This is a genomic window from Mesobacillus maritimus (assembly GCF_023715205.1).
GTDB lineage: Bacteria > Bacillota > Bacilli > Bacillales > Cytobacillaceae > Mesobacillus_B > Mesobacillus_B maritimus_C.
This window is the reverse complement of sequence record NZ_JAMBNR010000006.1, coordinates 191,308-210,878: the sequence shown is the minus strand read 5'-3', so window position 1 is coordinate 210,878 and position 19,571 is coordinate 191,308. Positions and strand designations below refer to the sequence as shown.

Sequence of the window (19,571 nt, the reverse complement as noted above, 5' to 3'; positions counted from 1 at the left end):
AGATGATCTATAAGAATCATCTGACTTCTGACTTAATTCTTTATAAAGTTTAGTTCTAAAGCTTGTGCAAGGGTTGCTTTCGTATCGATATTTTCCATCGACAAACCAAGCTTAACGGCTGTTGAAGCAATTTCCGGCCGAATCCCAGAAAGTGTTGTTTTTACTCCAATTAGCTTTAATGCATTAATCAACTGAAAAAGCTGTTGCGCTACCATCGTATCAATTATGACCACACCAGATAAATCAATGCAAAGGTGTTCTACTCTTCTTTCTGCACATTGGGACAAAGTATTTTCTATCACGATTTTAGCTCTTTTTGTGTCAATATCACCAACCAACGGTAAAAGGGCAATTTTATCCGAAATAGATATAACTGGTGAACTAAGCTCATTGATCATTTCCTGTTGAGCTTGTAATTGATAATTGGCGTATTTATGAGTTTCTTCTGTGAATTTTATAATCACTTCATCAATCGTTTCAATGATAATTGTTCTCCATCGCTTTATTTGACCTTCAGCAACTTTGTCGGGGAACTCTTGTCTAAATACATCTATTAGCTCTAAGTATTGGCTTCTCGTTCTCATAAATTCACGAATAATATAGTGCAACGGAGTTTCTAAATGTTGTTGATCACTCGCAACCCCATGAATCCATTGATTAAATTCTACCGTAAACACGTTCTGTTCTTTCGTGAAAATTTCAATAAAGTGCTTATGAAATTCATTATTCTGATCCTTCACTCGAGTAATGACCGCTGGGTTAGTTGAGGCATAAATACCTGTGGGGTCATTTTTATCTAGATTCTCATACCAATTTTCTGTCAAATCCTTGGTTCTCTTTAAAAGAAACTGATATAAATCCTGGTTTCTATGCATAATCTCCCCTCCCTTAGATTAGTCTTATATAATTTGATGGCCATCTTGAGCTAATGCATGATAGATTCCATGCTGCAAAGTTTGAAAACACTGATAACCTGCAAAGTTAAATCCTGATTGGGTCATTAATACACTTAATTCAGCTGAAATACCTACAAGAATCATTTTCGTACCAATTAACGTGGAAGCTGCTCCTAGCTTTTCAATCATATGGGCAGTATAATTCTCTTCATCAATATGTAATGCTGTCAGATCCACAATTAAATAACGTGCTTGATGCTTTGGTAAACTGTTAAGTGTCTTTTCAATCATATCATCGGACCGACTGTTATCATATCGACCAACTAAGGGCACCACTACAATTCCTTCTAATACAGGAATAATTGGAGAAGATAATTCTCTAACCAAACTTTTGAGTTCACTCGTTTTCTTTTCAACCATCCTTTCAAGACGACAAATTTCATTAGATTCTTTTAGTCGAATTGCTTTATGAATATTTTTCGTAACCGTCATATCTGATGGAAAGTATTCAATTGTATCGTTTTCGTTCCCTTCCAACTGACTGCTTATAATACGAAACCAAATATTCTCACCAAATAAACCCGAAAGAATCCCAGCATAGTGTGCAGGTAAGAACTTTCCGGCTGTTTTTTTTCCTTGCGCCTTATTGATTTTGTATTCCCAACTATTCCTTAATTCAACTTGAAGCATTCGTTTTGGTTCATCAACTTCCTTAATAAAACATGAACCCCATCCGGCAGATGCATAAGTGTTTGGAATCAAGTCTAAAACTTCTGTTAAACGAATATTCTTTCCTTTGAAATACTCTCCGACAACCAACCCTTGACGGAAACCTGTCGTTTCAAGCACTAAGTTTGTGGCTTCCTCCCCAGAAATCTCTTCAATCGTATCAAAAAATGTTTTCATCGCTGAAGAAATCCAAAAAAGGACGGCATCTTCCTCTTCGAATAGAAACTGCCCCTGACTTAGGTTCCAGCCGAACTTAAGACCACCTACACTAATATTTGAATTGGAAGAATCACTCATTTTGTAACCCCCTAAAGTATAGAATGATGTATAGTAGTCTTTATGTATTTTTTGAATCATTTCCAAGATAAGTTTACAGTCTTCATCTTGTGCTGTCCATTTATACCCTTTTGATAGAATATGAGAATATTTTCTTTACATCATTGAAAAAAGTGGTTAAATAAAGTGAGCAAAACCAATCTTATTCTTTGTTTCATTCTGGATTAAAAATTAAAAGGAGTGTTCTTGTTTGGCACTATCAATAAAAAAATCAATGAGTCCCACCTTTGACCCTTGGGAAGCATACATGGATATGGAGCAGTATCATAAACCTACTCTATCAAACATTGAAGTAACGACAACTAACTTATGTAATATGCGCTGCGAACATTGTGCAGTTGGTTATACATTGAGCCCTAAAGACCCTGATGCTTTACCTTTAAAACTGTTACTTGATCGATTAGAGGAAATTCCGACACTCCGTTCCCTAAGCATAACAGGTGGAGAACCCATGCTATCTTTATCTTCTCTAAAAACATATGTCCTTCCGCTGCTTAAATATGCACACGAACGAGGAGTATATACGCAGATTAACTCAAATCTAACCCTTGATATTGAGCGATATGAACAGATTCTTCCGTATTTAGATGTACTTCATATCTCTCATAATTGGGGAACGGAAGATGAGTTTATCGAAGCAGGTTTTGCAATGATGAAGAGAAAACCATCCATTCAACAACGCGAGTCGTTATTTAAGCGAATGATTGACAATAGTAAAGCAATATCTAAAAGCAATGTTCTTGTCTCCGCAGAAACGATGCTCAATAAACGAACATTTCCATACTTAGAAAAGATTCATAAGCAAATAACAGAAGAAATGGGCTGTAAGCGACATGAAATTCATCCGATGTATCCTTCAGATTTTGCTTCATCCCTACAATCTCTAACACTTGATGAGATTCGAACGGCGATCAATCATTTGTTAACTATCCGTAATCCAGATATTTGGATGCTGTTTGGAACATTGCCATTTTATGCTTGTAGTGGAAATCCGGAAGATTTAGCACTTTTAAAACGTTTATATACTGAAAAAAATGTAACCATTCGAAATGATCCCGATGGCCGCTCAAGATTAAACATCAATATTTTCACAGGGGATGTCATTGTAACAGATTTCGGGGATACCCCACCACTTGGGAATATTCAAACACATCGCCTTGAGGATATTTATGAATCATGGAGCAGAACGTCCCTAGCAAAATCGCTTAGTTGTCATTGCCCGGAAGTAAAATGCCTTGGTCCAAATGTCCTCGTAAAAGATACGTATTATCAGACAACTGACTTCCGTAAACAGCGTGCCAAAATACAAGCCTAACGCAAAAAGAGTAAGTGAAAAAGGACCGCAAGATTGCCGAGAAAGCTATTTTTCTCGGCAATTTTATAAAAGATTTTCTCTGCATTCCCTAGACTAACTAACTTTTATTAAAATTATGGCAACTTAGCGCTGTAAATTGTTAAGTCGAAAAGTAAGAGTCTGTCGATTTTCGACAGCCTGAAAGTACAGTAAATTAGTACAATTCTTTATTTAATTAGCTGTTTTCGTAACGATTGTTGTTAAAATCTTAAAGCCGATTTTAACGGAGAATCAGCCATTTTGTGTGTTTGTACTAATTCTGCTGGCCTTTTTCTCCTAATCTAAAAAAGGCTTTTCCAGTGAAAACAAAGTGATTTCTCTTCATTTCATCTTGAAAAGCAACCAAGTTCGAGAAAAGAGCCTTAAATTATAACCCCTTATGGAGTACATCAAGAAAAGTTCTTAGATGTTCTACAGCAATTTGGCCTGGAGCAGATTCTTTCCCAGTAGTACCGAAAGTGATGGCCGAGCCAAATGTTTCCCCTACTAAACGACTAATCATTCCTATACCTGACATAGACATCGTAATAATTGGTCTATCGGCATACTGTTCCACCATTTCCAAGGATGCCTCTAAAAGAGTCAAAACATCAGCTGTCTGTATAGGCATTACCGCGATTTTTGGTATGTCAGCCCCTAATTCTTGTGCTTTTTGTAATCTAGTAATGATTTCCGTTTTCGTAGGAGTTTTCTCAAAGTCATGATTGGACAAAATGACATAGATTGACCTAGCATGAGCAAATTCAATTAATTCCTTTACCTGGTCCTCTATTAAAAACAACTCTATATCAACAATATCTACTAAGCCAGAATCCATAATGGCTTCATACAGGATAGAATATTCATCTTCAGCTATTTCCCTTTCGCCACCTTCTCTAGCCGTTCGAAAGGTGAAAATGACAGGAACTTCAGCCAAAATAGAACGCAATTTTGTCAACGTTTGTATTACTTGCTCAATGTCATTTACTGATTCAAAAAAGTCTACACGCCACTCTACTAGATCTATGTCTAATGTACTTAAGCGTTCCGCTTCTTTCATTAGTTCTTCATATGTACTTCCAATCATAGGGACACAAACCTTTGGTCGACCTTCCCCAATTGTTATTCCTTTCACAGCCAACGTTTTCTTCATGCTTATTCACCAAACCTTTGACTTTAAATAGATTAAGGGATTACTTTTAACAGAATCCTCAACCGTACAATTCCCAAGCTAACTTCAAAGATTCCACAATATAATCAGCTATTTCTTCAATTTCCTGATGATCCGTATGTACCTTTGAATGGTGGTTTGAATATATTTTTTGCCTTTTATAAAAAAGTTCCTCTATTTCCTCAATCGTTTTTCCCTGCAAAACAGGTCTACTGTCAATAATCATGCTAATACGTTCTTTCCATGACTCCCATGAAAGATCGAGAAAAAACACGATGCATGAAGACAAGCATTCTTTTTGGACCTCTTCTTGGAGAAATGCACCTCCTCCTACAGAGATAACCTGAAGTCTCTTCCTACACATATTAATGATTATATCTTTTTCTTTTTGGCGAAAAGCGCTCTCTCCAATTTCATTAAATATTTGAGAAACTGGCATTTGAAACTCTTTTTCAATTTCCTCATCTATATCAATAAAATCACGATAAAGCTTCTTAGCTACTAATTTTCCAATGGTAGTCTTTCCGACACCCATAAAACCGATAAATACGATGCTTTTTTCCTTTAATGGTATCTGTTGGTTCACCAGTCTGCTCCCTCCTCTTATCAGCATTATAGATGAAAACATTTCCAACGTAAACTCGCTATTTGTTTATAATAATTATAATTTAGTATTGATTTTTATTTAGAGTGTGATATCATTAACTTAACAATATTATTAATAATATAAAGGCTAGGCAAAAGAATCCGCACTTTTTATTCTCAATAAAAATTTTATTCTCAACTATTTAATCGATAATCCTTATCACGGCTATTCTTTTGCCTCCCTAAAAAAACAATAAAGGGATGGTTATCTTGGACGATACTAAAACCATGGAATTAATCCCCTATTTAAAAGAACGCGGCCTTCGCATTACCCCACAAAGATTGTTAATCTTAGAAACCATTTTATCCTTAGATGGACATCCAACAGCTGAAGATATCCATCAATCAATTTCTTTTACGAGTTTAACAACCATATACAACAATCTTAAATTGTTCGTGAAGCTTGGAATTCTAAATGAATTACCTTATGGAAATGGGTTAAGTAAGTACGAATTTAACCATTCCAAACATTATCATGTAATATGCGAAGCATGCGGGAAAATAGTCGATTTTAAATATCCGGATTTAATAGAGGTTGAACAAATTGCCTCAAAACTAACCAACTATGATATACACCATCATCATTTTGAAGTTTATGGAGTCTGTTCATCCTGCCAAAATAAAAAAAATGATTCAAAAGCAGTCGCTACTAACAAATAAACAACGAAAGGGTGAACTTTGTGACCCGTGAAAAACAAATTTGCCCAAAATGTCAAACAGAAATCAAACAATTAAAACACAGCATTCTCTGTAATTGTGGATTAAAACTAAAAGCAATAAAATCCATCGTGTCTTAAAATAGAAAAACGGAAGCGGCTTGCTCAACTCCGACAGGCATAAGCCATCCCGAGGAGTTAGCCGCTGGAGCTAGACACTCTTGAAAAGCGTAAGGGCCCTGCTCAACGGCGTATGGACTGGAGCTCTCCAACTGAGATAAGAAAAAAGGTTTATGACTTAATTCGTCATAAACCTTTTTTCTAGAATTATTCAAGAGCTGTTTGAATTTCCTCTACCATCGCTGCAACGGATGTAAGTCCGCCACCTGATAAATACCAGTAATCCGCATTCAAATAAACTACTTGATCATTTTGAACAGCCTTAATATTTTCTACAAGTTTGTTTTCAACAATTGATTTTGCTGAAGATTCTCCACCTTCAACAACAGACCCGCGGTCAACGATGAATAAGTAATCCGGGTCTTTTTCCACAAGATACTCAAAAGAGACATTCTGACCGTGTGTTGAAGCTTCAATTTTCTCATCAACTGGAGTAACACCAAATACGTCGTGTAACAAACCAAATCTCGATCCAGGTCCATAAGCACTGATGTTTCCTTCATTCGCAAGGATAATCAAGCCGTTCTTTCCACTAGCCTTTGCCTTTTCATTAAGTGCCTGAATGTCTTCTTTTACTTTTGCAAGCTCAGCTTCCACTTCTGCTTCTTTTCCGAAGATTTCTCCCAATAACATAGCATTTTCTTCATAAGATTCCATGTATCTAGTCGTATCGATTGCCATGTAAATAGTTGGGGCAATCTCGCTTAATTCCTCATAAGAATCTTGTTGTCTTCCAGAAATAATGATTAAGTCTGGACCTACCTCATTAATTTTCTCAAAATCTGGCTCTTTTAGACCACCTAGGTTTTCATATTTCTCATCATTATATTTTTCAAGATATCCTGGTAAAGACTGTTTAGGTAATCCTGTTACTTCAACCCCAAGCTTATCCAAAGAATCTAGTACACCATAATCAAATACAACCACTTTTTCTGGGTTTTTCTTAACCTCTGTTTCACCAAGCTCATGAGTAACCGTTATTGTTTCTGCTTCAGCTTCTTTATCGGAACCGCTGTTATCGCTCTCTGATTCTGTTCCACATGCTGCAGCAAAAATGGCTACAAATAGAATTAAAAATAAAAATTGCAGTTTTTTCTTCATCAGGTTTCCCACCTCATAGTTTTGTTATTTATTTTCGTTATAACTAAATGATAATGATTTTCAATGTCATTTGTCAATGTCTATTTTGTGAAAACAACAAATTATATTTTTTTACGTTAATTATATTCTCTACTTATATAACAAACATCCTCGCCAATGCCGAGGATGTTTACTGGATCTCTAATTAATTTTTATTTTGGTGACCATGAAATTGTCTTGGCATAATAGGATGTAGTTTTAAATCTTCTATTTTATTCTCATGGTTAATATATAATTCATTCATGATATCTAAAATATTTCGATTTGTTGTTTCAATCCCAAGCTCCTTTGCTCTCATTAAAATTTGCGTTTCGCGAACTTGATTCGTGAATTCGAAGTAGTCTTTGCCTTCCTCTTGAATCCCATATTCTTTTGCTAATTTTTTTATCCTTGCCTGCTTAACCTCATATATTAATTGATGGGTGTCTTTGCCCTCGGTACTGACCCCTAGTATGCCAGCTTCTTTTGCTAATTTTTTCTTGAAAACTTCATGTGCTAGCTCTTTAACGTCTCTCTCGTCCGTTGATAGACCAAGTTTTTTTCCCTCCAGTTTCACTTTGGTCTCGTATATTTCTTTTTCTAGACCTTCGAGCTCCCTATCTTCAGTAGGGATGCCTAACTCCTTTGCTTTTTTAAAAACCAGCTCTTTATGGACCTCACCCTTAATTGCATCGATTTCCTTTCCCTTTGTCGAAACCCCTAAAATTTTCGCTTGGCTTTTAATATGCCTTTCATGGATTTCCTGGAGCAACTGGTCAGTTTCTTTTCCTTTTGTCTCCACCCCTAATGATTCTGCAAGCCTAGTGACCATTTCTCCTTTAATTTCTCTAACAAGTGTACTAGAGTCTTTTCCCTCCGATTCAATCCCAAGTTCACTTGCTCGTTTTTTGATAAATTCTGAGTCATGTTTCTTTTTCTCACTATGTTCAACCTTTGGGTTTTTCTCTTTCTCAGTACTTGTATGTTCCCCTGCATGCATTGAATTGGCGCCCAAAATGAAAGAGAGTCCTATTACAAGTGCAAACAAAAAAGACATCCTAATCTTCATGTCCATTCCTCCTTACAGGATTTGGTTAATTACAGAAGATAGGATGCCCTATATTGGGAACAAAATGAATATAAAATAAAACTTCTTAAACTGTTTCTAAACTGTTTTTTATACTATATTCTTCTTTCATTTCAGATAGCCATGCTCCATATTCGGATTGGATTTTTTCATTCATAATAATTTCATAAACTTCATCTTTATGGTCTTCAAACACTGCTTCTTTCGCTTCCTTTTTATCGGTTACTTTAATAATATGGAATCCATGTTCTGTTTCAACCGGTTCACTAATTGTTCCTACCTTCATCGCGAAGGCTTTTTCTTCAAATGCTTCTACCATTGTCCCTTTTGCAAAAAAACCTAGATCGCCACCGTTCTCTGCACTGGCTGTATCTGTTGAGTATTCTTTTGCCATTTCAGCAAAATCTTCACCATCAGCAAGTTTGTCTGCTACCTTTTTTGCCGTTTCTTCATCTTCAACTAAAATATGACTAGCTTGAACTTCTTCTTCCTGGTTAAAAGACTCTTTGTTTTCATCAAAATAAGTTTTCAACTCTTCATCGGTAATTTCAATCCTTGGTTTCAGTAGTTCTTCTAGTTTTAAATATGTTTCGATTTCTGTCTCTAAGTCCTGTTTGGTCATTCCACTCTGATTTAAGACGCTCTGGAGTGCCTCTTCTCCTCCATATGTTTCAGCATATACTTGGTACTCTTCTTCAATTTTTTCGCTTTCAATCTTAATATCTTCTTTATCTGCTTCAATTTCAATCAACTTATTATCGATTAAAGTGCTTAATGCGTTACGTCCATATAAACTTACAAGATAATCATAGAATTCAGTCTCGGTAATCTCTACTTCTCCTACCGTTGCAACAACCTCTTTATTAGCGTAAACTATTCCAATAAAAAATGTGCCAATTAGAGCAGCGATCCCTATAAGTGAATAAAGAATCTTTTTCTTTCCGGAATTTTTATTCATGATTTCCTCCATCTGGTCATTTGGTATGTCCATATGGTAACTTGATAATATGAATAAATTATTACGAAGCTTTTACTAAGGTATGAAATTCTACGTCAGCAATTCCTTTATGTAAATTTCAAATCTAATGTATAATAAACATCAAGACTAGGATTTATTGTAAAGAAAAAATGATTATTTAAAAGTAATTTGCAGCTTTTTCTCTCAACTATATAGTTGTATTTCAATACTAGGAAAGAGAGCCAAATCAAAGTATGTTTCAGGAAGGGAATTTATGAATATAACTACCATTCTCCTAAGTTTGGTCCTTATTCTAAATATTGTGTTTGCATTTGTTGTGGTATTTGGGGAGCGCCGCGATGCAAGTTCGGCGTGGGCATGGCTTTTAGTGTTGTCCTTTATTCCAGTTCTAGGTTTTTTTCTTTATTTATTTTTAGGGCAAAATCTAAGTCGTACGAGGCTGTTCACTTGGGAAGATAAGAAAAAGATTGGAATCGAACAAGATATTGCTTATCAGCTAGATCAAATTCGGTCTGGAACATTCAAGTACCAAAAAGAATCAGAATTTAATGCACAAGAATTAATCTTTCTTCATTTATTAGGGAATGATGCCCCGCTTACACGGGACAATTCTGTTGATATCTTCACCGATGGGAAAGAAAAGTTCGAACAACTTCTAAAGGATATCGCTTCTGCTAAACACCATATTCACATCCAATATTATATTATTAAAAAAGATAATCTTGGAAAAAGAATACGTGACGCCTTAATCGAAAAGGCCAAAGAAGGAGTTAAAGTGCGGGTACTCTATGATGAACTAGGTTCAAGGGGACTTTCAAGGAAGTTTTTTGATGAACTCCGACAGGTTGGTGGCGAGGTTGAAGTATTTTTCCCATCAAAATTCCGATTAATTAATTTCCGACTGAACTATAGGAATCACCGTAAAATTGTCATTGTTGATGGAAAAACGAGTTATATTGGTGGATTTAATATTGGTGATGAGTATCTTGGATTAAATCCACGTTTTGGCTATTGGCGTGATACCCACCTTCGAATTCATGGTACATCCGTTCATGCGATCCAGACTCGATTTATACTAGATTGGAACCAGGCTTCCAATAGTCATGATATTGATTATGATCCTATACTTTTTCCAAAGCCAACGAGCAAAGACAATGTAGGAATGCAGATTGTCACAAGTGGTCCTGATGCGGAATGGTCTCAAATTAAGAATGGCTATATTAAAATGATTTCGCTAGCTAAAGAATCGATTCTTATTCAAACTCCTTATTTTATACCTGACGCTAGCTTATTAGATACAATTAGAATTGCTTGTTTGTCAGGCGTCGATGTTAAAATTATGATCCCTAATAAGCCAGATCATATTTTCGTTTATTGGGCAACTTTGTCTCACATCGGAGAACTGTTAAAAGCTGGGGCTCAAGTTTATATTTATGATAACGGCTTCCTGCATGCAAAGACAGTGGTTATTGATGATGAGGTCTCTTCCGTAGGAACAGCTAATATTGACATTCGAAGCTTAAACCTTAACTTTGAAATTAATGCCTTCATCTATGACCGGCAAATTGCAAAAAAGCTTATCAATGCATTCAACAAGGATATTGAAAAGTCCCGTCTATTGACATGGGCAGAGTACCAAAATCGATCCAAATGGATTCAACTTAAAGAATCTGTATCAAGACTGCTTTCACCCATTTTGTAAAAAGCAGCAATACAAAAAACTTATTCCCAAGGTTACAAGTAGGATAAAACAGCAATAATTGAGCGAAACAAAAAAGAGAGGGGAGTCCTCTCTTTTTTGTTTCGCTCTTTATGTTTGTATATTCACTTTTGCATCTCGCCTTAATTTAAGGAAATGAACGGTATGTAATATGATTGTTTTCGCTACAGCATAGGTTGGAACCGCCAATACCATACCAACAAGGCCAGCAAGATTTCCAGCTACCAATAGGATAATAATGATTGTTGCAGGATGGGTATCAAGTGTCTTTCCTAAAATTAATGGCGACAATAAGTTCCCCTCTAATTGTTGAGCAATCACAATGACAATGAGCACGAATAGAGCTTTACTTGGAGAATCAAATAGGCCAACAATCACGGCTGGTGCTCCTCCAATAATCGGTCCAACATAAGGGATAATGTTCGTAACTGATACGATTAACGCCATTACCAGCGCATACTCTAGGTCAATGATTAGAAAACCAATAAAGGATAATGTTCCTACGAACAAAGCGACTGTTACCTGACCTTGAATATAAGCAGATAAAGTTTTTGCTGTACTTTCTAAAGTTTCTATCCCCTGCTTACGATAAGCAACTGGGATAAATCTAGCAATTGCTGACTTTAGCTTATGTCCGTCTTTAAACATAAAAAACAGCAAAAATGGAACGGTAACAATGGTTATCGTGATATTCGCTATTAAACCTACTATATTTGAAATCCCATTCGATAGCCGATCTGGCAAGGTATTTGCAAATTCTGTAATACGCTGTATCACTTCTTCTTGTGTGATAAATTGCTGCGTCATTAACCAACGATATTGTTCGGTTGTAGCAAAATTGTTAAAGAATACTTGTGCGTCTCTTGCATACCCTGGTATATCGCTCACAAGCTCCATAATCTGTTTTGAAATAACTGGGACAAGGCTCCCAATTCCAAGTACAATCAAACCGATAATCCCTATGTATAGAAGAATAATGGCTAAAACACGCGGAACCTTCCATCTAACCAGTAGATTTACCAAGGGATTAAATAAGAAAAACAGAAAGCCTGAAATAAGGATCGGGAAAAACAAAGTCGATACAAAAACTCCAACAGGCTCAAATAGAAAGCTGATTTTAGATGAAACATAAATGATGCTCAAAATAATTAAAATTTGTAACGCCCAATATTGAAAATTTTTCTTAGCCACATTCTCACCTTTTTCTAGAACATTTACCCTCATTATACAATATTCACACAAATTTGCTGAATCTGAAACTTTGAAAATCGTAGAAGCATAGGACCTTGTTGAAAAATACACCGTAAAGAAACTTATATAGAACAGCTCTAAGGTATAAATTCACGATATAGTGTTAAACAACAAAAAAGAGAGAATCCAAAACCTTCTCTCATCTGTAGACCGGTCTAAATTCACTTTTCAATGATGGTGGTCATGACCTAACAATAATTGCTCTTCCTCACGACTATGTATCTCATTTACTAGTAGGAGTGCTTGGAAATTGCCCAAGATTTTGCTTGTTGGTCCAGACTCAGCTAACCTGTCTTTTGCTTCTTTAGCAAGCATCCTTAATAAATTATGGTCTCTTGTTAACATCATAATTATATCCTTTAGCTCAGGCTCTTTTTTAACCACTTCTGGGTAAAAGCCCTCTTCTTCTGAATCAGCATGTCCAATAATTCTCTTCTCCCAATGTTCAATTAGGGCGTCTGCCACTTCAGTTGCTTCCTTCTCTTTGTCATCCTTAATCAATTTTTCTAGCAATTCAGTTAAACTTTTCGCCTCCATAAATGCCCCTTCATGAATTGATTGATGGGCATCCAGTTTCCGTAATGAAGGTCCAGACATCTAAACACTCCTTTCAAACTTTGGCCTATCACATCCTGTGACAGGCCTTTCTATCATTAATTCTTTTTTTCAACTTGAGCAGGGCCCATTTTACGAAAAATAATGTATCTGCGCCATAAATATTCCAAAGGCAAACTCCAGACATGTACCAATCGAGTAAACGGCCAGATCGCAAACAAAGCAAACGCAGCTAAAATATGCAGTTGAAACCCAATTGGCGCAAACGCAACTAGCTCTGGCTGCGGTGTAAATGTCAGCAACCCACGAAACCATGGACCAATGGTTGTACGATAATCGAAAGAACCACCCGAGGCCGTATATCCAACAGTATTCGTGAATCCTACTAACACCACAACTCCCAAAACGATAAGGGAGAAATAGTCACTAAACGAACTATTGATCCTCACACGTTTTATACTTGTCCTGCGGTAAAATAAAATGGCCCCACCTATTACAGTAGCAACACCAGCCGCACCACCAAACCAAACGGCCCCAAAGTGATACATGTCTTCACTTATGCCGATAACATCGTATAAGAATTTCGGAATCAAAATACCGGCTACGTGACCAAAAAAGACAAAGACGATTCCCCAGTGAAACAAGAGGCTTCCCCATTTTAATTTTCCTTTTTCCAAAAACTCACTTGATTTTGCCGACCACCCAAATTGATCATTGTTATATCTAAAAATATGACCGACAACAAAAATGGTTAAGGCGATATAGGGGAAGAACACCCATAGGAAATAATCGAAAAAGCTCATGCTTTCCTCCAATCTGCTTCTTTAGGAAACCTTTTCATTTTCGTTTTCATCCTTCAACACCATGTTTTCCATACATGCTGCAATTAAATACCTATATGGACTGTTTATTCCTTGAAGTTCTAATTGCAAACTATCAATCGAACGTTTATGCAGCCTTAAAATCCGCTCAGATTGTTCCTCAGGGGCAATCGCAGCAAACTCTAAGATTAGTGGTAAATAATCTGGCAACTCATCAGATAAAAATTCTAGTCCCGCTTTATAAAACTCCTGCCGTAATTGAACCAGAATTTCTCCTCGTTCCCGATTGTCTTTGAATACTTTATGTGTCAAATAAAGTGTTGTCTTTTCATAAAAATCAAAGGTATACACATAATTTTCACATAACTCTTCATATGGAGTATCCTCTAGGTAAGTTAAAAACTTTCCTAGAGGCTCACGAATTTCCTTATCAGGGATTTGGCCAACTTCCTCCCAAACCTCATTTATTTGGCTCTTCCATTCCACTTCTGGATATTGCAATAGTGTAGAAATCAAGCTATAGACCATTTGCTTTTGATTCATCGAGCTCCCTCCAATATTGTTCACCATAATATTCAAGAGGAGATTCTGGTGGGTGACTTCCAACTGCACAGCTTTCACAGCCACCTCCACTCGCACCACTGAATTCCTCGAATCCAGCCATCCCCCGTTCATGAAACATATCTCCAGACATTTCCTTATGAGATGAAGGAATCACATAGCGGTCAGAGTACTTAGCAATCGCTGATAATTCATACATTTCTCGTACTCGTTCCTCTGTCAAACCTACTGATTCAATCATATCGGTCTTGATTGGTTTATTAAGGTTGACCTGTCGCATATAACTCCGCATCGCAACTAATTTACGGAGAACATTTTTAATAATTTGCGTGTCTCCTGCAGTAAATAGATTTGCTAAATATTCAATCGGAATTCGCATCTGCTCTATTGTTGGAAATACTACACGAGGATCAATTGAATCTGCCGTTCCCCCAAATGCATTCATAAATGGGCTTAGTGGTGGAACGTACCAAACCATTGGAAGAGTACGATACTCGGGATGTAGAGGTAATGCAATACCCTGCTCAACAGCAAGTTTATAAATCGGCGACCGCTGTGCGGCTTCAATCCAATCATCTGCAATTCCTTGTTTTCTTGCTTCTGCAATGATTTCTGGGTCATGCGGATCAAGAATCATATCCAACTGAGCTTGATAAACATCCTTATCATCTGCCACTGATGCAGCGTCTTTCACTTTATCAGCATCATATAAAATAAGACCAATATAACGTAAACGCCCGACACAAGTTTCAGAACATACAGTTGGTTGACCAACCTCAATCCGTGGGAAACAGAATGTACATTTTTCCGCTTTATTCGTTTTCCAATTAAAATAGACTTTTTTATACGGACAACCCGTCATACAGAACCGCCAGCTGCGACAGGCATCTTGATCTACTAAGACAATCCCATCTTCATCACGCTTATAAATCGCCCCAGATGGACAAGAGGCTAAACAGCTTGGATTGATACAATGCTCGCAAATACGAGGCAAATACATCATAAACGTTTGTTCAAACTCAAATTTAATTTGCTCTTCCAAGCCTTTCATGTTTGGATCATCTTTCCCGGTTTTATAAACACCTGCCAGATCGTCTTCCCAGTTTGGCCCCCATTGAATATCCATATACTCTCCAGTTAATCGTGAAATCGGACGGGCGACCGGTTGATGTTTTCCTTCAGGACTATTGATGAGATTTTCATAATCATAATCCCAAGGCTCATAGTAATCATCAATTGATGCTAGGTCTGGATTATAAAAAAGGTTTAACAATTTACTCGCACGACCACCAGCTCTTAATTCAAGCTTGCCGTTCCTTAACTCCCATCCACCTTTTCGCTTCTCTTGATTCTCCCATTCTTTCGGGTATCCAACACCTGGCTTAGTTTCAACATTATTCCAGTACATATATTCTACACCGGGGCGGTTGGTCCAGGTCGTCTTACATGTCACACTACAAGTATGGCACCCAATGCACTTATCAAGGTTCATGACCATTCCATATTGTGCTTTAATTCTCAAGCCAGTCCACCTCTTCCCGATTGATTTTACGGATAACAACCTCTTCATCTCTTTGATTCCCTGTAGGCCCATAGTAATTAAATCCATAACTTAATTGCGCATATCCACCAATCATTTGAGTCGGTTTCATATGAATCCGAGTAGGACTATTGAATGTTCCACCGCGCTGTTTCGTAATTGGTGAGCCTGGCGTATTGATATGTCTTTCCTGAACATGGTACATATAAGTGATTCCTTGTGGAATTCGGTGGCTTACCACCACTCTCGCTACAACTACCCCATTACGGTTATACATTTCAATCCAATCATTATCTTCAATACCCATTGATTCCGCATCATCATTATTCATCCAGATATGTGGACCACCACGGAATAAGGTCAACATCGGGACGGTATCTCCATATGTACTATGGAAGCTCCATTTGAAATGTGGTGTTAAGTACTTCAGTGTAATCTCTTTTTGTTCTGTAACTGGACGATTGTCATGATCATAAAAGGCTAATTTTTTCAGTGGACTTTTAAACGTCGGTAACTCTTCACCAAACTCTTGCATTAAATCATGATCAAGGTAAAAATGTTGACGACCAGTTAACGTTCTAAACGGAATATAACGATCAATATTTGTTGTAAATGGCGAGTACCTGCGATTACCGGTTTCTGTACCACTGAAGACTGGCGATGAAATAACTTTCCTCGGCTGAGCTGAAATCTCATCAAAACTTACATGTTCCTCGGCCCTCTCAATTGCCAAATCACTTAACTTTTGACCGGTTTTTTTCTCTAAACTGTCCCATGCTTTCATCGCGAGGTGACCATTGGTTGTACTTGATAACGTTAAAATGGCTTCTGCTGCATTTCGGTCGGTATATAAACTTGGGTGATCCTGATACTCTTTTGATTGTTTTGACCGACCAAGCATTCTTACCAACATGTCGTACTCTTCTTTTGCATCCCAACTCATTCCCTTTGCCCCGATTTGTTCTTTTATCACCGGACCAAGAGAAATATATCTGTCATAAACTTTTGTAAAATCTCGCTCAACTATATGCAACCTAGGTAAATTCACACCCGGGACAGGTTCATGCTCGCCATTCTTCCAATCGGGGATTTTTCCATATGCCTGTGAAATTTCATCCCTTGAGTCATGTAGAAGAGGACTTGAGACAACATCCTTCATCGGCTTACGCAAATAAACCTTAGCCATATCCGTGAAGCGTTTCGCTAAATTTTTAAATGTATCCCAATCGGATTTTGCTTCCCATGGTGGTGTAATGGCAGGATTGAATGGATGTATAAAAGGATGCATGTCTGTGCTAGAGATATCGTATTTTTCATACCAAGTTGCCGCTGGTAAAAGGATGTCAGAGTATAAAGTAGTGCTACACATTCGGAAATCAATACTAACCATTAAATCTAATTTACCTTCCGGTATGTGCTCAACCCAATTGATTTCTTCGGTGGCATCCTCTTCATTTTGCTGACTCAAATTTCCATGATGAGTACCAAGTAAATGTTTCAAGAAATATTCATGGCCTTTTGCAGAACTTCCTATCAAATTCCCTCGCCAAACAAACAATACTTTTGGGAAGTTTTTAGGGTCTTCAGGATTTTCGATGGCAAATTTTAATTGACCATTTTTTAATTGATTAACAATCTCTTCAACGACTTCTTCATTGGTTGTTTTCCCTGTCTCTTCTACAAGTTTCATACTATTCCTATTGAATTGTGGATAGCTCGGCAACCAACCTAGCCTCGCTGCTAAAACGTTATAGTCACCAGGATGTTTATAATGACTATTGTCAACAAGCGGTGACTTTAAATTTTCCATTTTTTGATCTTCATAACGCCATTGTTCAGTTGCAAAATAAAAGAAACTTGTACCATTCTGCAAGCGTGGCGGACCACCCCAATCTCTTGCCATCGCAATCGTTTGCCAACCTTCTAATGGACGAACCTTCTCTTGGCCTACGTAATGAGCCCATCCTCCGCCATTTCTTCCTTGAGAACCTGTTAATAGAACCAAATTTAGTATTGATCGGTAGATAGCGTCAGAATGATACCAGTGATTAATTCCAGAACCCATAATAATCATCGAACGTCCTTCTGAATCAATAGCGTTTTGTGCAAACTCTCGGGCAATTTGTGCGCACTGATGACGGTCCACCCCAGTCAATTTTTCTTGCCATCCTGGAGTGTATGGAATATCATCGTCATAATTTTGTGGATAATCCCCTGAAAGCCCACGAGGGACGGCAGAATGGGCCATCATTAAATCAAAGACGGTCGTTACATATATTGTCACACCATTAATATCCACTGCTTTAACTGGGATTCCTCTTTTTAAAATTTTTTCTTGATCTTCACCAAAGTAAGGAAATGCCCCCATTAAAACTTCATCTTCTTGACCTAAAAGAGTTAAAAATGGGTCTATTTCGTTCAACCCATTATCCATATCTTCGAGTTTTAAATTCCAATTGGTTCCTTCTTCCCAACGATGCCCAATCGTTCCATTCGGCGAGGCAAATTGTCCCGACTTCCGGTCAAGTAGAACTGGCTTCCATTCACCATTCTTTACATTCATCCCCAAATCACTAGCCCGGAGGAACTTATCAGCTACATAGGCATCATCTTTCTTGTTGAGAGTAATTAAAAACGGCATATCCGTGTACTGTTTGAGATAATTGGTGAAAAAATCAACCTGTTGATCCACATAAAACTCTTTTAAAATCACATGGGTCATCGCCATTGCTAATGCTCCATCCATGCCAACTTGTACTGGAAGCCATTTATCCGCAAATTTTACATACTCTGCATAGTCCGGGGCAACCGCAACAACCTTTGTACCGCGATATCGACATTCTGTATAAAAATGGGCATCTGGTGTACGGGTTTGCGGGATATTCGAACCCCAAACAAGTAAATAACTTGAGTTAAACCAGTCTGAACTTTCTGGTACATCTGTTTGTTCTCCCCATACCTGCGGCGAGGCATTTGGTAAATCTGCGTACCAATCATAAAAACTGAGCAAAGAACCACCTAGGAGATTGAGAAAGCGCCCTCCACCTGCATAACTCACCATTGACATTGCAGGAATCGGAGAAAATCCAAATATACGATCAGAGCCATATTCTTGAATCGTATGAATCAAAGAAGCTGATATAAGGGTATTGATTTCGTCCCAAGTAGCACGAATAAATCCACCTTTTCCTCTTGAAGCCTTAAATTTCTTTGCTTTCGACTCATCTTCTGCAATGCTTTTCCAAGCAGCAACAGGGTCAGCGGTTTCCTTTAACGCCTCACGCCACATTTTTAATAAGGACCCGCGAACATATGGATACCGAATTCTTAATGGACTATATGTATACCAAGAGAAAGTCGCACCTCTTTGACAACCGCGCGGTTCATACTCAGGCATATCTGGGCCAGTTGTTGGATAATCAACCTGCTGGGTTTCCCAAGCGATAATTCCATCTTTCACATGGACCTTCCAACTACAAGAGCCAGTACAGTTCACTCCATGCGTGGTGCGTACTACCTTATCATGCTGCCAGCGACGACGATAGATTTTTTCACTATCACGATCATTGGGCTGAACCTCTGTATGATCATTTTCAGCAACAGCACCGCCAAAAAATTTTAATTTCTTCCATAATGGAGCTGACTTTTTCGCCATTTTCTACTCCCTTTCCGCAAAAAATTCCCTCAACCTTTAAGGGTATTAATCCATAAATCTCGTGTTTATGGTTATACAAATGGAAAATAAACAAAATTTATCCAATTATCCCTTTTTACTGTCCCAATATTCGTTTAAATTATTCAAGAATCCAAAATATTTAATTAAACACGTTACTAATAAATAGGAATCTTTGGTGAACAACTCTCTCAACAATTTGTTATATATTTTTTATAATTGTTTGTGTTTAAACGATTAAGCTCCAATTACGTACTAATAAACATTTAAGCTAAACAGATTATTAAATAAGCTGTTTTCATAAAGATTGTTGTTAAAT

The 19,571-nt window shown here is 37.4% G+C and carries 16 protein-coding genes; 3 read left to right on the top strand and 13 right to left on the bottom strand.

The genetic code is table 11. The annotated features are described in order from the left end of the window. Nucleotides 1-32: 32 nt before the first annotated feature. Complete coding sequence (locus tag M3182_RS10765; protein WP_251425420.1) at nucleotides 33-875, bottom strand: STAS domain-containing protein; 843 nt, start codon at nucleotides 873-875, stop codon at nucleotides 33-35. A gap of 24 nt (nucleotides 876-899) precedes the next feature. Next, nucleotides 900-1,922: an STAS domain-containing protein gene (locus tag M3182_RS10760; protein ID WP_251425417.1), complete on the bottom strand. Its 1,023-nt coding sequence runs from the start codon at nucleotides 1,920-1,922 to the stop codon at nucleotides 900-902. Between the two features lie 253 nt (nucleotides 1,923-2,175). On the opposite strand from M3182_RS10760, the gene yfkAB reads away from it, so the two are divergent. Next, nucleotides 2,176-3,276 carry a radical SAM/CxCxxxxC motif protein YfkAB gene (gene yfkAB, locus M3182_RS10755; RefSeq protein ID WP_251558123.1) on the top strand — a complete coding sequence of 367 codons (1,101 nt, stop codon included), beginning with the start codon at nucleotides 2,176-2,178 and terminating at the stop codon, nucleotides 3,274-3,276. A 406-nt stretch (nucleotides 3,277-3,682) separates the two neighbouring features. On the opposite strand, the gene aroD is transcribed toward yfkAB, so the two are convergent. Both aroD and M3182_RS10745 read right to left on the bottom strand, forming a co-directional pair. Continuing rightward, complete coding sequence (aroD, locus tag M3182_RS10750) at nucleotides 3,683-4,447, bottom strand: type I 3-dehydroquinate dehydratase (RefSeq protein WP_251425414.1); 765 nt, start codon at nucleotides 4,445-4,447, stop codon at nucleotides 3,683-3,685. Between the two features lie 58 nt (nucleotides 4,448-4,505). Further along, nucleotides 4,506-5,078, bottom strand: a complete 573-nt coding sequence (locus M3182_RS10745; RefSeq protein WP_251426177.1) for a shikimate kinase — start codon at nucleotides 5,076-5,078, stop codon at nucleotides 4,506-4,508. Nucleotides 5,079-5,338: 260 nt separating this feature from the next. On the opposite strand from M3182_RS10745, the gene M3182_RS10740 reads away from it, so the two are divergent. Continuing rightward, nucleotides 5,339-5,770, top strand: a complete 432-nt coding sequence (locus tag M3182_RS10740; protein WP_432806702.1) for a Fur family transcriptional regulator — start codon at nucleotides 5,339-5,341, stop codon at nucleotides 5,768-5,770. Between the two features lie 323 nt (nucleotides 5,771-6,093). Here the strand turns inward: M3182_RS10740 and M3182_RS10735 are convergent, their stop codons facing one another. The 3 genes from M3182_RS10735 to M3182_RS10725 form a co-directional block, all read right to left on the bottom strand. After that, nucleotides 6,094-7,047: a siderophore ABC transporter substrate-binding protein gene (locus M3182_RS10735; RefSeq protein WP_251425408.1), complete on the bottom strand. Its 954-nt coding sequence runs from the start codon at nucleotides 7,045-7,047 to the stop codon at nucleotides 6,094-6,096. 184 nt (nucleotides 7,048-7,231) lie between these two features. Then, the gene (locus M3182_RS10730; RefSeq protein WP_251425406.1) at nucleotides 7,232-8,134 is read right to left on the bottom strand and encodes a hypothetical protein; all 903 of its coding nucleotides are present in this window, start codon (nucleotides 8,132-8,134) and stop codon (nucleotides 7,232-7,234) included. 85 nt (nucleotides 8,135-8,219) lie between these two features. Next, nucleotides 8,220-9,110 carry a peptidylprolyl isomerase gene (locus M3182_RS10725; protein WP_251425403.1) on the bottom strand — a complete coding sequence of 297 codons (891 nt, stop codon included), beginning with the start codon at nucleotides 9,108-9,110 and terminating at the stop codon, nucleotides 8,220-8,222. 274 nt (nucleotides 9,111-9,384) lie between these two features. On the opposite strand from M3182_RS10725, the gene cls reads away from it, so the two are divergent. Continuing rightward, nucleotides 9,385-10,833: a cardiolipin synthase gene (gene cls / locus M3182_RS10720; protein ID WP_251425400.1), complete on the top strand. Its 1,449-nt coding sequence runs from the start codon at nucleotides 9,385-9,387 to the stop codon at nucleotides 10,831-10,833. A gap of 108 nt (nucleotides 10,834-10,941) precedes the next feature. Here cls and M3182_RS10715 read toward each other — a convergent pair whose 3' ends face one another. The 6 genes from M3182_RS10715 to M3182_RS10690 form a co-directional block, all read right to left on the bottom strand. Continuing rightward, complete coding sequence (locus M3182_RS10715; protein WP_251425396.1) at nucleotides 10,942-12,042, bottom strand: AI-2E family transporter; 1,101 nt, start codon at nucleotides 12,040-12,042, stop codon at nucleotides 10,942-10,944. A gap of 228 nt (nucleotides 12,043-12,270) precedes the next feature. Then, nucleotides 12,271-12,699 carry a hemerythrin domain-containing protein gene (locus tag M3182_RS10710; RefSeq protein WP_251425393.1) on the bottom strand — a complete coding sequence of 143 codons (429 nt, stop codon included), beginning with the start codon at nucleotides 12,697-12,699 and terminating at the stop codon, nucleotides 12,271-12,273. Nucleotides 12,700-12,755: 56 nt separating this feature from the next. Then, nucleotides 12,756-13,460 (bottom strand): respiratory nitrate reductase subunit gamma, encoded by a 705-nt coding sequence (gene narI / locus M3182_RS10705; protein ID WP_251425390.1) that lies wholly within the window; start codon nucleotides 13,458-13,460, stop codon nucleotides 12,756-12,758. Nucleotides 13,461-13,481: 21 nt separating this feature from the next. Then, nucleotides 13,482-14,021: a nitrate reductase molybdenum cofactor assembly chaperone gene (gene narJ / locus M3182_RS10700; protein ID WP_251425387.1), complete on the bottom strand. Its 540-nt coding sequence runs from the start codon at nucleotides 14,019-14,021 to the stop codon at nucleotides 13,482-13,484. Further along, on the bottom strand, nucleotides 13,996-15,561 hold the full coding sequence (gene narH, locus M3182_RS10695; RefSeq protein ID WP_251425384.1) for a nitrate reductase subunit beta: 1,566 nt from the start codon (nucleotides 15,559-15,561) through the stop codon (nucleotides 13,996-13,998). The genes narJ and narH overlap by 26 nt, the downstream gene beginning before the upstream one ends. Beyond that, nucleotides 15,551-19,234 (bottom strand): nitrate reductase subunit alpha, encoded by a 3,684-nt coding sequence (locus M3182_RS10690; RefSeq protein ID WP_251558046.1) that lies wholly within the window; start codon nucleotides 19,232-19,234, stop codon nucleotides 15,551-15,553. The genes narH and M3182_RS10690 overlap by 11 nt, the downstream gene beginning before the upstream one ends. Nucleotides 19,235-19,571: the final 337 nt, after the last annotated feature.